General features: G+C 72.0%; 16 protein-coding genes. 9 read left to right on the plus strand and 7 right to left on the minus strand.

Annotated features, from left to right (window positions below; translation table 11 throughout):
• Nucleotides 1-19 precede the first annotated feature (19 nt).
• Entirely contained in the window at nt 20-1,054 is a 1,035-nt protein-coding gene (locus tag ACIQ9E_RS26170) for a terpene synthase (RefSeq protein WP_403711004.1), read from the minus strand.
• A gap of 231 nt (nt 1,055-1,285) precedes the next feature.
• Here ACIQ9E_RS26170 and ACIQ9E_RS26175 point away from each other — a divergent pair, with 231 nt between their 5' ends.
• The 7 genes from ACIQ9E_RS26175 to ACIQ9E_RS26205 all read left to right on the plus strand — a co-directional run bounded on the left by ACIQ9E_RS26175 (nt 1,286) and on the right by ACIQ9E_RS26205 (nt 7,534).
• On the plus strand, nt 1,286-2,149 hold the full coding sequence (locus ACIQ9E_RS26175) for a HipA family kinase (protein WP_403711006.1): 864 nt from the start codon (nt 1,286-1,288) through the stop codon (nt 2,147-2,149).
• Nucleotides 2,146-2,529, plus strand: a complete 384-nt coding sequence (locus ACIQ9E_RS26180) for a DUF3037 domain-containing protein (protein ID WP_403711008.1) — start codon at nt 2,146-2,148, stop codon at nt 2,527-2,529. The genes ACIQ9E_RS26175 and ACIQ9E_RS26180 overlap by 4 nt, the downstream gene beginning before the upstream one ends.
• 202 nt (nt 2,530-2,731) lie before the next feature.
• Nucleotides 2,732-3,493 carry a 3-oxoacyl-ACP reductase FabG gene (gene fabG, locus ACIQ9E_RS26185; RefSeq protein WP_403711010.1) on the plus strand — a complete coding sequence of 254 codons (762 nt, stop codon included), beginning with the start codon at nt 2,732-2,734 and terminating at the stop codon, nt 3,491-3,493.
• A 12-nt stretch (nt 3,494-3,505) separates the two neighbouring features.
• Nucleotides 3,506-4,282 (plus strand): SDR family oxidoreductase, encoded by a 777-nt coding sequence (locus tag ACIQ9E_RS26190; RefSeq protein ID WP_403711012.1) that lies wholly within the window; start codon nt 3,506-3,508, stop codon nt 4,280-4,282.
• 118 nt (nt 4,283-4,400) lie between these two features.
• On the plus strand, nt 4,401-5,978 hold the full coding sequence (locus ACIQ9E_RS26195; protein ID WP_403711014.1) for an ABC transporter substrate-binding protein: 1,578 nt from the start codon (nt 4,401-4,403) through the stop codon (nt 5,976-5,978).
• Between the two features lie 119 nt (nt 5,979-6,097).
• Complete coding sequence (locus ACIQ9E_RS26200) at nt 6,098-6,781, plus strand: uracil-DNA glycosylase (protein ID WP_403711016.1); 684 nt, start codon at nt 6,098-6,100, stop codon at nt 6,779-6,781.
• 264 nt (nt 6,782-7,045) lie between these two features.
• Entirely contained in the window at nt 7,046-7,534 is a 489-nt protein-coding gene (locus ACIQ9E_RS26205; protein ID WP_403711018.1) for a hypothetical protein, read from the plus strand.
• Between the two features lie 17 nt (nt 7,535-7,551).
• On the opposite strand, the gene ACIQ9E_RS26210 is transcribed toward ACIQ9E_RS26205, so the two are convergent.
• Nucleotides 7,552-8,010: a hypothetical protein gene (locus tag ACIQ9E_RS26210; RefSeq protein ID WP_403711020.1), complete on the minus strand. Its 459-nt coding sequence runs from the start codon at nt 8,008-8,010 to the stop codon at nt 7,552-7,554.
• A 138-nt stretch (nt 8,011-8,148) separates the two neighbouring features.
• Nucleotides 8,149-8,793: a TetR/AcrR family transcriptional regulator gene (locus ACIQ9E_RS26215; RefSeq protein ID WP_403711022.1), complete on the minus strand. Its 645-nt coding sequence runs from the start codon at nt 8,791-8,793 to the stop codon at nt 8,149-8,151.
• Nucleotides 8,794-8,874: 81 nt separating this feature from the next.
• Here ACIQ9E_RS26215 and ACIQ9E_RS26220 point away from each other — a divergent pair, with 81 nt between their 5' ends.
• Together ACIQ9E_RS26220 and ACIQ9E_RS26225 are read left to right on the plus strand one after the other, a co-directional pair.
• A complete protein-coding gene (locus ACIQ9E_RS26220; protein WP_403711024.1) occupies nt 8,875-10,173 on the plus strand; it encodes an FAD-dependent monooxygenase in 1,299 nt (432 codons plus the stop codon).
• Nucleotides 10,170-11,075 carry a Gfo/Idh/MocA family protein gene (locus ACIQ9E_RS26225; RefSeq protein WP_403711026.1) on the plus strand — a complete coding sequence of 302 codons (906 nt, stop codon included), beginning with the start codon at nt 10,170-10,172 and terminating at the stop codon, nt 11,073-11,075. The genes ACIQ9E_RS26220 and ACIQ9E_RS26225 overlap by 4 nt, the downstream gene beginning before the upstream one ends.
• A 65-nt stretch (nt 11,076-11,140) precedes the next feature.
• On the opposite strand, the gene ACIQ9E_RS26230 is transcribed toward ACIQ9E_RS26225, so the two are convergent.
• The 4 genes from ACIQ9E_RS26230 to ACIQ9E_RS26245 all read right to left on the minus strand — a co-directional run bounded on the left by ACIQ9E_RS26230 (nt 11,141) and on the right by ACIQ9E_RS26245 (nt 14,256).
• Complete coding sequence (locus tag ACIQ9E_RS26230) at nt 11,141-11,584, minus strand: nuclear transport factor 2 family protein (RefSeq protein WP_403711028.1); 444 nt, start codon at nt 11,582-11,584, stop codon at nt 11,141-11,143.
• A 51-nt stretch (nt 11,585-11,635) separates the two neighbouring features.
• Nucleotides 11,636-12,820, minus strand: a complete 1,185-nt coding sequence (locus ACIQ9E_RS26235) for a methyltransferase (protein WP_403711030.1) — start codon at nt 12,818-12,820, stop codon at nt 11,636-11,638.
• A 73-nt stretch (nt 12,821-12,893) separates the two neighbouring features.
• A complete protein-coding gene (locus tag ACIQ9E_RS26240; protein WP_403711032.1) occupies nt 12,894-13,082 on the minus strand; it encodes a hypothetical protein in 189 nt (62 codons plus the stop codon).
• Nucleotides 13,083-13,383: 301 nt separating this feature from the next.
• A complete protein-coding gene (locus ACIQ9E_RS26245; RefSeq protein WP_403711257.1) occupies nt 13,384-14,256 on the minus strand; it encodes an undecaprenyl-diphosphate phosphatase in 873 nt (290 codons plus the stop codon).
• Between the last annotated feature and the right edge of the window lie 143 nt (nt 14,257-14,399).

Consider the following 14,399-nt stretch of genomic DNA (forward strand, 5'->3'; position numbering starts at 1 on the left):
TCGGCGTCCGTGCGCGACGTCAGTTCCGGGGAGCGTGCTGGAAGAGACGGACCGCGGAGGTGCCCAGGCCCTGGGGCGCTCCCCAGGCTGGGGCCGGGACCCTGTCCGGTGGCTGCCGGAAGCGGCCGGTCCGCTCGTGCCAGCGGTACGATCCCGCCAGCGCTTCCTGGAGCGATGCGACGAACGGCCGCGCCCCGGGCGGCACGGCCGCCCCTGCCCGGGCCAGGGTGTTGACCCTGGCGGTCAGCAGGTCGTTGACGAGGGCGGTCGCGTCGGCCAGGCCCAGCCCGAGGGAACGGCGGGCGACCTCCACGCCGTTGTTGCCCACGGTGCCCTCCCCTCGCTCCCGGTCGTAGGACACGATGTCGTTGTGCAGGCTGACCGCGTCCACGAAGGCGTCCACGGCGGTGCGCACCTCGCGGTCGCAGAGCAGGCCCGGGTGCAGCTCGCCGTTGGCGTGCTCCATCAGCACGGCCGTGAACCGCAGGCCCCCGAAGTCACGGCGGGCGCCCAGGTACTCGACCAGGTCGGTGACGGCATGGTCGACATGGGCCAGTTCCCACAGCATCCCGTCCAGGAAGCTCCGTACGCTGCCGATGAACCGCTCGCGCCAGGCCGGGCCCATGGTGGCGGCCGTACGCGGCCACAGTTCGGCGAAGGCCCGTTCCACGGGAGTGCCCGGTCGCGGCAGTCGGGTGAACCCGTCCAAGGGCAGGAACGTCATCAGCCGGTCGACCTGTGCCACGTCCGACGCGTGGTCGTGGCGGTGGAGAGGCAGGAACAGATCGTCGAGGAACCAGAGCGCGAGGTGCCACGCGGTGACCAGGTCGAGTTCGTCGGCCTCGGCGTCCGGGTGGGTCAGGGCGATGAACAGCGGAAAGTCGGCCTGTTCGAACGTCCGCTCGCTCCACCGCCCCGGCCGGGCGCCGTACTCCGGGTCGAACATGCCCATGCGGTGGGCCCATGCCCCGGCCCGGGTACGGGCCCGGTCGAGGTGGGGGTTGAGACGGGACGGGAACGGCATGGGGAACCGGGGTTGCGGCTGAGATCTCATGGGCGGATGGCTTCCCGTCCGGGCGAGCTGTGATGTCTCCGCGCAGACGGGCCCTGGTCCGGTCCGCTGGTCCGGTCCCCGGAGGCGGACGCCGGTGATGGTCATCCGGCTGGTGGCAACCCGGTCGGCGCGGCCGACGCCCTGCTGTGCGGCCTCGCCGACCACTACGTCCCCTCGCGCCCCCCCTTCCTGCCCCGGCGGTGGCGGCATCGTGCCGTATAGCCTGGCCGGATGCTGACCGAAGTCACCGCAACCCGCTATGTCACACCCCTCAGGGAGGGCGGCTCCCTCCCCGGGATCGTCGAGGCCGACGATCTCGGCACCTATGTCGTCAAGTTCACCGGCGCCGGGCAGGGCCGTAAGACGCTGGTGGCCGAAGTCGTCTGCGGGCAGCTTGCGCGCCGGCTCGGACTGCGGATCCCCGAGCTGGTCACCGTCCAGCTCGACCCGGTCATCGGGCTCGGCGAACCGGACCAGGAGGTGCAGGAGCTGCTCAAGGCCAGCGGCGGGCTCAATCTGGGCATGGACTACCTGCCCGGGTCCATCGGCTTCGACCCGCTGGCCTACGAGGTGGGCCCGGCCGAGGCCGGCCGGGTCGTCTGGTTCGACGCCCTGATCAACAACGTCGACCGGTCGTGGCGCAACCCCAATATGCTGGTGTGGCACGGCGACCTCTGGCTCATCGACCACGGCGCGACCATGATCTGGCACCACAACTGGCCGGGAGCCGCCGCGTCCGCCGCCAAGCCGTACGACGCCTCCGACCACGCCCTCGCCCCCTTCCGGCCGGACGTCGCGGCGGCCGCCGCCGAACTCGCCCCTCTGGTCACCGAGGAGCTGCTGACCGAGGTCACGGCCGAGGTGCCGGACGAATGGCTGGTCGACGAGCCCGGCTTCGACACCACGGACGAGCTGCGCCGCGCCTATGTGGCCGCCCTGCTGCCGCGCGCGGCGACCATCCACGAACGGATCACGTTGAACGAACCCTCGAAACCCCGTCCCTCGCAGGCGCCCGGCTGGCTGGTCGGCCGGCTCCCGGTCGCCGGGGGCGGCGAGCGCCCGGCGGGCACCGGCACGGAAGGCGCGGACGCATGAGCGGGCGGGTCGTCTTCGAGTACGCGCTGCTGAGGGTGGTCCCGCGGGTCGAGCGCGGGGAGTACTTCAACGCGGGCGTGGTGCTGTACTGCCGGGCCCGGTCCTTCGTCGGCGCGCTCACCCATCTGGACGAGGTGAAGCTGAAGGCCCTCGACCCGGAGGCCGATACGACGGGGGTACGCGCGGCCCTGCACGCCGTCGAAGGCGTCTGCGGCGGCGGCGCGGGCGCCGGTCAGGCCGCGGGGGACGATGCTGGCCGCCGGTTCCGCTGGCTGGTGGCGCCCCGTTCCACGGTCGTCCAGCCGGGCCCGGTGCATACGGGCCTGACCGCCGACCCCGCGGCCGAACTGGCGCGCCTCCACGAGCTGCTGGTGCGGTGAGCCGACCCGGGGCCGACGGGCACCCGGCCGTGCGCCGCACCCCCCGGGGGACCGTTGACACCGGGTGCCGCTGCTTCTAGCGTCACGTCTGCGGAATGGTACTAAGCGGTCGCTCACCCGGGCGTCGTGCACCTCGGACAGGGGACGGAACCCGGTCCGGGACATCCCGGGCGAGCCCCCACCCAGGGCGAGGAGAAGCAGCATGTCCACCACCGAGCAGCGCGTAGCCGTCGTGACCGGAGCCGCACGCGGCATCGGCGCGGCCACCGCGGTCAGGCTGGCGGCCGACGGCCGCGCCGTCGCCGTACTCGACCTCGACGAAGCCGCGTGCGCCGAGACCGTCGAGAAGATCACCTCGGCCGGCGGCCGGGCGCTCGCCGTCGGCTGCGACGTCTCCGACGCCGCCGCGGTCGAGGCGGCCGTCGAACGGATCGCCGCCGAACTCGGTCCGCCGGTCGTCCTCGTCAACAACGCAGGCGTCCTACGGGACAACCTGCTCTTCAAAATGACCGAGTCCGACTGGGACACGGTGATGAACGTGCACCTCAAGGGCGCCTTCCTGATGGCGCGGGCGTGCCAGAAGCATATGGTGGACGCCGGTTTCGGGCGGATCGTCTCGCTGTCGTCCTCGTCGGCCCTCGGCAACCGGGGCCAGGCCAACTACTCCGCGGTGAAAGCCGGACTCCAGGGGTTCACCAAGACCCTCGCCAAGGAGCTGGGCAAGTTCGGCATCACCGCGAACGCCGTCGCCCCCGGCTTCATCGCCACCGAGATGACCGCGCAGACCGCCGCCCGGGTCGGCATGGACTTCGAGGACTTCCAGGCGGCCGCGGCCACACAGATCCCGGTCCAGCGCGTCGGCCGGCCCGAGGACGTCGCCGGGGCCATCGCCTACTTCGCCGCCGACGATACGGGCTTCGTCTCGGGCCAGGTGCTGTACGTGGCCGGCGGACCGCTCGACTGACGGGGGCGGATCGTGGAGAGCGGGACGACGAAGGAACCGGCGGCCGGCAGCGGACGGGTCGCCCTGGTCACCGGCGCCAGCCGGGGCATCGGATACGCGGTCGCCGAGGCGCTGGTCGCGCGCGGCGACCGGGTCTGCATCACCGGCCGGGGCGAGGACGCGCTGCGGGACGCCGTGGCGCGGCTCGGCCCGGACCGGGTGATCGCCGTCGCGGGCAAGGCCCATGACGAGGAACACCGGGCCACGGCCGTGGCCCGCACCATGGAGGCCTTCGGCCGGATCGACTTCCTCGTCAACAATGCGGGCACCAACCCGGTCTACGGACCGCTCGCGGACGTGGACCTCGGGGTCGTCCGCAAGGTGTACGACACCAATGTGATCTCCGCACTCGGCTTCGCCCAGCAGACCTGGCACGCCTGGCAGCGCGAGCACGGCGGGGCGATCGTCAATATCTCGTCCGTCGCCGGGCTCGCCCCCTCGCCGTTCGTCGGCGCGTACGGGATGAGCAAGGCGGCCATGGTCAATCTGACCGTCCAGCTCGCCCACGAGTTCGCCCCCGGGGTCCGGGTCAACGCCATCGCACCGGCCGTCGTCAGAACGCAGTTCGCGCGGGCGCTGTACGAGGGCCGGGAGGCCGAGGCGGCCGCGGAGTACCCCCTCGGCAGGCTCGGTGTGCCCGAGGACATCGGCGGCGCGGCAGCTTTTCTCACTTCTTCGCAATCGGACTGGATCACAGGGCAGACGCTCGTGGTCGACGGAGGTATCTTCCTCACAGCCGGAGTGCATTGAGGTACCTCGCGCCGAGCGGCGCCGACCGATCAAGTGCCCTGCCGGGATCCGGATCCGACCCCGGTGGGGCACTGCGGCAGGGTCCGCCGGATCACGGCCGAAAGAGGAGCGTGCGCACGTGTTCTACCGGAACTCTCTGCGAGGCGCCGGGGCCCTGGCGTCCATCTCCCTGCTCGCGGGATGCGGCGTGTTCACCGATGCCGAGGCCGACGGCAAGGGGAACGTCACCGTCGGAACGGTCAGCGAACCGTCGACGCTCGACCCGGCCGCGGCCTACGACGGCTCCTGGGAGCTGTACCGGAACGTCTTCCAGACGCTGCTCAGCTTTCCGACCGGGAGCACGACCCCGCAGCCCGACGCCGCGGAATGCAAGTTCAGCGACGCGGCCAACAGGACGTACACCTGCGAACTCCGCAAGGACCTGACCTTCTCCAACGGGGAGAAGCTGGACGCCAGGGCCGTCAAGCACACGGTGGACCGGATCCGTACGATCAACTCGAAGCAGGGCCCGCAGGCGCTGCTGGGCTCCCTGGCCTCGGTGGAGACCAGCGGGAGCCGGAGTGTGACCTTCCGGCTGAGGGTCCCCGACGCCACCTTCCCGTTCATCCTGGCCACGCCCGCGCTCTCGCTGGTCCCGCCGGGCGAGTACCCCGCCGACGGGCTGCGCACCGACGGAAAGCTCACCGGATCGGGGCCTTACGTCCTCAAGAAGTACGCCAAAGGGGACCGGGCCGAGCTGGGCAGGAACGGTTCGTACCAGGGGTTCGCCCAGCGCAGGAACGATTCCGTGACCATCCGGTACTTCAAGGACTCGGCCTCGATGGTCAAGGCCCTGGAGGACCGGAAGATCGACGTGACCTACCGCGGGCTGACCGCGCCGGAGGTCGCCGCCTTCCAGGAGGGGCTGCCCCGGCACAAGAATCTCCGGCTGGTGGAGTCGGTCGGTGCGGACATCCGCTACCTGGTCTTCAACGCCGACGACCCGGTGGCCGGGAAGCTCGCCGTACGCCGGGCGATAGCCCAGCTCATCGACCGGGGCAGACTCGTGCGCACGGTCTACCGCGGCACGGCCGAACCGCTCTACTCGATGGTCCCCAAGGGGATCGCCGGACATACCGGCCAGTTCTTCGACGTCTACGGCGAGCCGGACCGGGCCAAGGCCCGGAAGATCCTGAAGGATGCGGGGATCGACGAGCCCGTTCCGCTGGAGCTGTGGTACGCCACCGACCGCTACGGTTCGGCGACGGAGGCCGAGTTCGCCGAGATCAAGAAGCAGCTCGACACCTCGGGGCTGTTCCGGGTGACCGTACGGGGCAAGCCGTGGGCCGAATTCCAGAAGGGGTACTCGGCCGGGCAGTACCCGGTCTTCGGGCGCGGCTGGTTCCCCGACTTCCCCGACCCGGACAACTTCATCGCCCCCTTCGTCGGTGAGCGGAACGCCCTGAACACGCCGTACCGGAACGCGGAGATCACCGAGGAGCTGCTGCCGCAGTCGCGGCAGGAGGTCGACCGGGGCGCGGTCGCCCGCCAGTTCCACCGGGCCCAGCAGATCCTGGCCGCCGACGTCCGGCTGCTGCCGCTCTGGCAGGGCAAGCTGTACCTCGCCACCACGGCGGAGATCGGCGGTGCCGAGCGGGCGCTCGACCCGCAGACCGTGATGCAGGTCTGGGAGCTGTTCCGCAAGGGCAAGTGGTGAGTCGCCGGGGTGGCGGACGGTGAACACCGGGTGGTGAACACCGGGCGGCCGGACCCGTTGTCAGTGGGTCCCGGTAGGTTCTGTGTTCGGCAACGCAACGCATTCCGGAGGTTCTTGACGTGACCGACACCGACCTGCTGCCCGAGTCCTGGCGCGGCGTCCTCGGCGACGAGCTGCAGAAGCCCTATTTCAAGGAGCTGACCGAGTTCGTCGAGGAGGAGCGGGCCCGGGGGCCGGTCTACCCGCCCCGTGAGGAGGTCTTCGCCGCCCTGGAGGCCACTCCGTACGAGAAGGTCAAGGTCCTCATCCTCGGCCAGGACCCCTACCACGGCGAGGGGCAGGGCCACGGGCTGTGCTTCTCGGTCCGGCCGGGCGTCAAGATCCCGCCGTCCCTGCGGAACATCTACAAGGAGATGGCGGCGGAGCTGGGCCTCCCCGTCCCGGACAACGGCTATCTGATGCCCTGGGCCGAGCAGGGGGTGCTGCTGCTCAACGCCGTGCTGACGGTCCGGGCCGGCGAGGCCAATTCCCACAAGGGCAAGGGCTGGGAGAAGGTGACGGACGCGGTCATCCGGGCCGTGGCCGAGCGGCCCGATCCCGCGGTCTTCGTCCTCTGGGGGAATTACGCGCAGAAGAAGCTCCCGCTGATCGACGAGGGCCGGCACGTGGTCGTGAAGGGCGCGCACCCGTCCCCGCTGTCGGCCAAGAAGTTCTTCGGATCCCAGCCGTTCACGCAGATCAACGAGGCGGTCGCGGCGCAGGGCCATGAGCCGATCGACTGGCGCATCCCGAACCTGGGCTGACCGGCCGCCACCGGCCTGACCCCGGGTGTCCCGGGTGCGGGCCGGTGGCAGTCCCGGGGCCGGACCGGTGCCCACCGGGGTACGGAGTCCGACCCGTCGCGGCGTCGCGGCGTCCCGTGGGTTGGGCCCGGCGCCGGACCGGGCCGCCGGGCCCGGCCTGACACGGATTCGTACGGTCTGCGGTTAGCGTCGCTCCCGGCGGAATGAGCGCCACCGCCGGGCGGGAGCCGCCGCCCCGGCGCCGCACCGACGCGGGAGGCCGCGGTGACCCAGCAACAGGCGTTCGACGACGCCCTGACGACCCGGATCGGGCAGGCCGCCATGCTGCTGCACGCCGGCGACCGGGAAGAGGCCCGGAACCGCTTCGCCGCACTCTGGTCGGAACTCGGTGACGGCGGCGAGGCGCTCCACCGCTGTACGCTGGCCCGCTATCTCGCCGACGCGCAGGACGATCCGGGCGATGCCCTGGCCTGGGATCTGCGGGCCCTCGCCGCGGCCGGCGCGGGAGGGACCGGGCGGGCGTCCCCGGGGACCGCGCAGGCCCTGCGCGCGCTCGGCCCGTCACTCCATCTCGACCTCGCCGCGGGCTATCTGCGGCTGCACCACCCGGAGGCGGCCCGGCTCCATCTCCACCGGGCCCGTGCCGCGCTGGACGCCCTCGGCGGGGACGACGGTCATGTACGCCGGATCCGTGCCGGTATCGACGAACTGGCGCGGCGGCTCGACCGGGACCCGGGCGGTCCGCCCGGGTGATCCGCCCCGGGCCGGGCTCAGTAGCGGGCTGCGTCCCGGCAGATCCTGGCCTGGGCGCTGTTCCGGCTCCAGCCGCCGTACGCTTCGGCCAGTCCGCAGACGTCCGGCACCGACTCCGGTCGTACCGCGGGAACGGGCCGGCGCGGCGGCTGCACAGGGCGGTGCCGGGGGCGTTCCGGGGTGGTGGCGGGCGGCCGCCGGCGCTCCGTCCGGGGCGGGGGAGCCGCCGGGCGCACGGTCCGCGAGACGCTCGGCGGCGGCGCCGGCTCGGACGGCCGGACCAGTGATTCCAGCGCCGGCTGACGGACGATCTGGGGGTGTACGACGGGGGGCGGCGGCGCACTGGTGGGCGGTGCGGGCGCGGGCTGCGCGGAAGGCTGCGGGGCCACCGTCACACAGCCGGTGGCGCTGATACCCAGGAGGGCCCAGACCGTCAGCGCGGTCAGGGCGGCGGTGGCGTTCGTCGTTCGCGGCACGGTCGCCACTCTGCTGGGCCGGGGGGCGCGTACGGAGCCGTACGCGCGCACGTTGCTCCGTACGAGTGGCGGCGGTCGGGTTGCCCGGGGGCAGGACCGCGCCCGGTGCGGAAGGCAGGTGCAGGCGGGGCGCGGGCCTCAGGAAGCGGGCGGGTGGGCCGGGGTGTGCTCCGGAGGTGCGAGCATGCCGCGCAGGAGTTCGCCGAAGCCGGTCCTGAGGTCCTCCCGGCTGGGGACCGCGTCGTGGTACGAGCCCGCCGCACAGGTGAACATCAGCCCGTCGGCCCAGGCGATCAGGGACAGCGTGTGCCGTTCCGGTGCGGGCGATCCCGCCCCCGCCATCAGGGCGATCAGCGGGGCGCGCAGCCGGCCGCCCGCGGCGTCGTAGACGGCGCGCAGTTCGGGGCGGCGGGTGGCCTCCAGAGCGAGTTCGTACCGGGCCACGACCAGCGGGCGATGGCCGGTCAGATAGCGGTGCACGGCGGATGCGAACGCGTCCGCGAGGGCCGTGAGCCCGTTGCCCGGCGGGAGACCGGCCATGCCGAGCACCTCGGCCTCGCGCTCGGCCAGCCGCCGTACCGCCAGCTCCAGCAGGGCGAGCCGGGTGCGGGCGCCGTTCGAGGTGGAGCCTTGGGGAAGTCCGGCGACCTCGTCCACGGCCCGGTGGGTGAGTCCGCGCATCCCGCGCTCCGCCAGCAGCCGCAGGGCGGTGTCGGCGATCAGCCCGGCGCGGTTCGCCGCGGGTCCGGCCCCGGCGGATCCGGAGGCCTGGGGTGGTGTCATACGGCCCAATCTACCGCCCGTACTACATGTGTAGTAGCTTCGATGCCGTCACTACAGGTGTAGTTAACGGGAGGGGTGCCCATGAGGAAGCAGCGTGCCGTCGTGATCGGCGGCGGAATCGGAGGGCTGACCGCGGCCGTCGCCCTCCACCGGAACGGTTGGCAGGTCACCGTCCTGGAGCGGGCCCCCTCCCTCGAACCGGTCGGGGCCGGGATCGCCCTCGCCCCCAACGCCCAGCGCGCCCTCGATACGGTGGGGCTGGGCGACGAGATCCGCTCCCTCGCCGCCTGGCAGGGCGGCGGCGGACTGCGTACCCCCGGCGGCCGGTGGCTCACCCGGATGAACAGCGAAGCACTGGCCGCCCGGTTCGGCGGCCCCGTCGTGCTGCTGCACCGGGCCACCCTGATCGAACGGCTCCTGAGCCGCCTGCCGGACGGCACCGTACGCACCGGCAGCCCCGCCCGGCTCGTCGACCCCGGAGCGCCCGGCGGCCGGCCCGCGCGGGTAGCCGTCGGGTACGCCGGGACGGGATCCGGATCCGGGACCGGACCCGACGGAACGGCATCCGCCGCCGGGACGGAGACCGGGATCGAGGCCGATCTCGTCGTCGGTGCCGACGGCATCCACTCCGCCGTACGCCGGGCCCTCTTCCCCGGCCACCCCGGACCCCGCTACTCCGGCCTCACCACCTGGCGCATGGTCATCTCCGGCGGCTTCGGTGCCCGCGGTGTAGATGGCGTGCACCCCCATGAGACCTGGGGCGCCGGCCGTATCTGGGGCAGCCAACCCCTCAAGGACGGGCGCACCTACGCGTATGCGGCGGCCGTGGCACCCGAGGGCGAACACGCCGCCGACGAACGGGAGGAGCTGCTGCGCCGCTACGGCGATTGGCACGACCCGATTCCCCGGCTGATCGCCGCCGCGGCACCGGACGGCGTCCTCCGCCACGACGTCCACCACATGACCGATCCGCTGCCCGCCTTCCACCGCGGCCGTACCGTCCTCGTCGGAGACGCGGCCCACGCCATGGCACCCTCGCTCGGCCAGGGCGGCAACCAGGCCGTGGAGGACGCCGTCGTCCTCGCCCACCACTGCGCCGGCGCCGACCTGGGCGCAGGCCTCGCCGCGTACACCGCCGACCGGTTGCCCCGCACCACCCGCATCGTCCGCCGCGCCGCCCGCGTGTTCCGCCTCCAGTCCCTGCACAGCCGCCCGGCGGTCGCGCTCCGGGACGGGCTGATGGCCCTCACCGCCCGTCCGGGCCCCGGAGCCGCGGTCCGGGCCTTCGACGGAATCGCCGACTGGCGGCCGCCGCACCGCACGTATGCTGAACCGGCCCGCACCAGGGCGGACGGCGACAAGCACCAGGAGGCTCAGTGAAGGTCGGCTGCATCGGTCTCGGCGATATCGCGCAGAAGGCTTACCTCCCGGTCCTGGGCACCCTGCCCGGGGTCGAACTGCATCTGCAGACCCGCAGTGCCGAGACCCTCGCCCGGACCGGCGACACCTACCGCGTTCCGGACCCGGCCCGCCACACCGACCTGGGCTCCCTGATCGCGGCAGGGCTGGACGCGGCGTTCGTCCACGCCCCGACCGCGGTCCACCCGGAGATCGTCACGGCCCTGCTGGAGGCCGGTGTCCCCACCTATGTCGACAAGCCGATCGCGTACGACTACGCCGAGGCTCGGCGGGTGGTGGAGCTGGCCGAGTCCCGCGGGGTCTCCCTGACCGTCGGCTTCAACCGCCGTCTGGCGCCAGGCTACGCCCAGTGCCTGGAGCATCCGCGCGAGCTGATCCTGATGCAGAAGAACCGCATCGGACTCCCCGAGAATCCGCGCACCTTCGTCTTCGACGATTTCATCCACGTCGTCGACACCCTGCGCTTCCTCGTCCCCGGCACGGTCACCCACACCGACGTCAGGGCCCGGATAGACGGCGGGCTGATGCACCACGTCGTCCTCCAGCTCTCCGGTGACGGCTTCACCGCCATCGGCACGATGAACCACCTCAGCGGCTCCACCGAGGAGATCCTGGAGCTCTCCGGCCAGGACTCCAAGCGCGAGGTCCGCAATCTGGCCGAGGTGATCGACCACAAGGGGCAGCCCAGCGTCCGCCGTCGCGGCGACTGGGTGCCGGTCGCCCGCCAGCGAGGTCTGGAGCAGGCGGTCCTGGGGTTCGTCGACGCGGTCCGCGCGGGCAAGGTGCTCAGCGCCCGGGACGCCCTGCGGACCCACGAACTGTGCGAGCAGATCGTCGTCCGGGCCCTCGAACAGGCCGGCTGAACCGGTCAGCAGCCGGAGGGCCGCCGTGCTCAGCGGCGGCCGCCCTCCGGGAGCCGCCCGCGGACTTACCCGGGCCCGTGCCGCCACCTCTCGTCGACGACCACCCCGCGGAGCCTCCAGCCGCCGCCGGTCCTGGCCAGGGCGAAGGTGTACCGGCCGCCGCTCACCAGATGCTGGTCCGGGCCGAGCCGCATCGGACAGACGTAGTCGGCCCGGACCTCCGCCCGGTCACCGGGCCAGCCGCCCAGATCCTCGATGCTCACCCGCCGGTTGACGATGAGGTGCTGCCGTACGGAGAACCGGCCCACGGCATCCGCCAGCCAGACGGCGACCTCGGACACCGGGCCCTCGATACCGCCCGAAGAGCGGTAGTCGGCCCGGCCGTCGTCGGTGAACAGGGCCCGGTAGGCGGTCCAGTCCCCGTCGTCCACGGCCACCGCGTACTCCGTGACCAGATCGTCGACGGCCAGCCTGTCCATCACGGTCGAAAGATCCACGCGCTGCGTCATCGGCTCAGTGTCCGGCAGCTTTCCCCCGGGGCCAAGACCCGTGCGGGTCCGTCAGCGCGTCCCGGCACGCGAACGGCGGAGCGGAGCGGCCCGCACAGCCGCCCGCAGCACCACGAACTTCGGATGGCCCGCCACCACCTCGCAATCGCCGAAGACACGGCGCAGGGTGACGTGGTAGCCCAGATGGCGGTTGCCGACCACCCACAGCTCGCCGCCGGGCCGCAGCACCCGCCGGGCGTCGGTGAACATCCGGCGGGCCGTGGTGTCCGTGGTCGCCCGGTGGCTGTGGAAGGGCGGATTGCACAGCACCAGATCGGCGGAGGAGTCCGGCAGCCCGGCGAGTCCGTCGCCGACGGTGAACGCGGCTCCGCCGCCGCCCTCGGGAACGTTGTCGCGGTACGTGGCCTCGGCCGAGGCCACGGCGGAGAACGATTCGTCGACGAAGGTCACCGATGCCTCGGGCCCGGCCAGCGCCGCGGCCGTACCGACCACACCGTTCCCGCAGCCCAGGTCGACGACGTGGACCGGACCGCGCGGGACCGGGAGCCGGCCGAGGAAGAACCGGGTGCCGATGTCCAGCCGGTCGGCGCAGAAGACGCCCGCGTGGTTGGTGACCGTACGGCCCGACATCACGCCGATATCGTCCGGCAGGCCGTACCGCAGCGGCCAGGGGCCCGGTGTCCGCGGCAGCGAGGTGTCGGGCGTCGAGAAGATCAGCCGCGCCTTGCGCACCGCGAGGGACGTCCGCGTCGGGCCGATGATCCGCTCGAACAGCTTCAGGGTGGAGGTGTGGATCTCGGTTGCCATGCCGGTGCCGATGACGACCGTGCCTTCGTGGACGGCGGGCGCCAGCCGGTGCAGCTGGTCCTCCAGCAGTGCCAGGCTCTTGGGCACCCGTACCAGCAGGACGTCGATCCGCTCCGGCGGGGTGTCGCGCACACTCCGCAGCTCGGCGGCGCCCTCGGTCGCGCCATTGCGCGCCAGATTGACGGCGGTCGCCCGCTGCCCCAGGAAGGAGTCGGTGATCTGTACGGGACGGTACGCGGCGAGCGAGGCGGTCAGCGCGCCCCACCGGTCACCCAGGACAACCAGTTCCCCCGAGAGGTCCGTGCCCTGCTCCGCGAGGTACCGCAGCAGATACTCGTCGGCGGCGTCCCAGGCGCGAAGGGGGTCGCGCGGGTCCTCGGGAAAACGGGTGAGGGCGAGTTCGCCCCAGGGGGTGGTCAGACGGTTCATCGTGGAGACAAGGCTAGCCGCCCGCGGGCGGCCGGGCCGACCGGGTCCGGGCGCCGGTCCGCCGCCCGGTCGCTCAGGCGGCGCGCTCGATGTGCTCCAGCGTCGTCGCCCACTTCAGTACCAGCGCCTCGTACTCACCGCGCCGCTCCTCGGGCAGCCGTCCGTCGGCCCACAGCTCCCGGATACGGGCATTCAGCTCGGCGGCGGACGGGACGGGCGCCGAGGACGTGACAGCCTCGGACTCGTGTTGAAGGGGCGACATGGCTCCAGATTACGGCCTGCCGGGCGGTCGTGAACCCCTGCTGCACGCCCGGAGTGCCACCTTGGCCGACTTCAGTGCTTCCCAAGCGCCCGGGGTATCCGGTTTGAACAGGGCGAACACCGGGTAGCGCAGGATGGTTGCCTGTCGCCTGGCACCGAGTGCCGTGACGAATGTCATCGGTTGCCACCGGGTGTCATCGCGTCTTATCGGTCCCCGAAGCCCTCTCCGGCCCTCCGGCAGCCCCTGCGGGCCACCCGCGGAGTACCTCCGGAGGGTGTCCCGCGGCGTCCGCGGGAGTCCGTCAGCTTCCGGACTCGCCCGCATGGGGGCTGAGGACACCCGCCCCGACCAGGGCGAAGATCAGAAGGCCCAGCAGGATGCGGTAGACCACGAACGGCATGAAGCTCTTGGTCGTAATGAACTTCATGAACCATGCGATAACTGCATATCCCACAAAAAAGGCGACCACGGTGGCGAAGATGGTCGGGCCCCAGGAGACATGCCCCTCGCCCGCGTCCTTCAACTCGTAGGCGCCGGAGGCCAGAACGGCCGGGATGGCGAGGAGGAACGAGTAACGCGCCGCCGATTCGCGGGTGTAGCCCATCAGCAGGCCGCCGCTGATCGTGGCGCCCGACCGGGAGACGCCGGGGATCAGCGCCATCGCCTGGCAGAAGCCGTAGATCAGGCCGTCCCTGACATTCAGTTCCCTGAGCGTCTTGCGCTGTTTGGCGGCCCGGTGCCGGCCGCCCGTCTCGTCGCGGGCCGCGAGCCGGTCGGCGATGCCGAGGACGATGCCCATCACGATCAGGGTCGTCGCGATCAGCCGCAGATCCCGGAAGGGGCCTTCGATCTGGTCCTTGAGGGTGATGCCGAGGACTCCGATGGGAATCGACCCGACGATGACCAGCCAGCCCATCTGCGCGTCGTGGTCGGCGCGCATGCCCTTGTCCGTCAGGGACCGGAACCACGCCGAGACGATTCTGGCGATATCCGCACGGAAGTAGATCAGTACCGCCGTCTCGGTGCCGATCTGGGTGATCGCGGTGAACGCCGCACCCGGATCCTCCCAGCCCGCGAAGGCGGCCGTGAGCCGCAGATGGGCGCTCGACGAGATGGGCAGAAACTCGGTCAGGCCCTGTACGAGTCCGAGGATCAGGGATTCAAACCACGACATGTAGAAGTACGCCACCCAAGGGAGAGTCCGCGATCCGGCGGCCCCGGAGTGTTCCGGGGCGCACGGTGTCCGTTCCTGCGCCGATGGGCAGGAAGAGTACCCTCCCGCAGCGAGATGTACGTGCATGCACCCTAAGGGGTGAA

It is taken from the genome of Streptomyces sp. NPDC094448 (genome assembly GCF_044763775.1).
Lineage (GTDB): Bacteria > Actinomycetota > Actinomycetes > Streptomycetales > Streptomycetaceae > Streptomyces.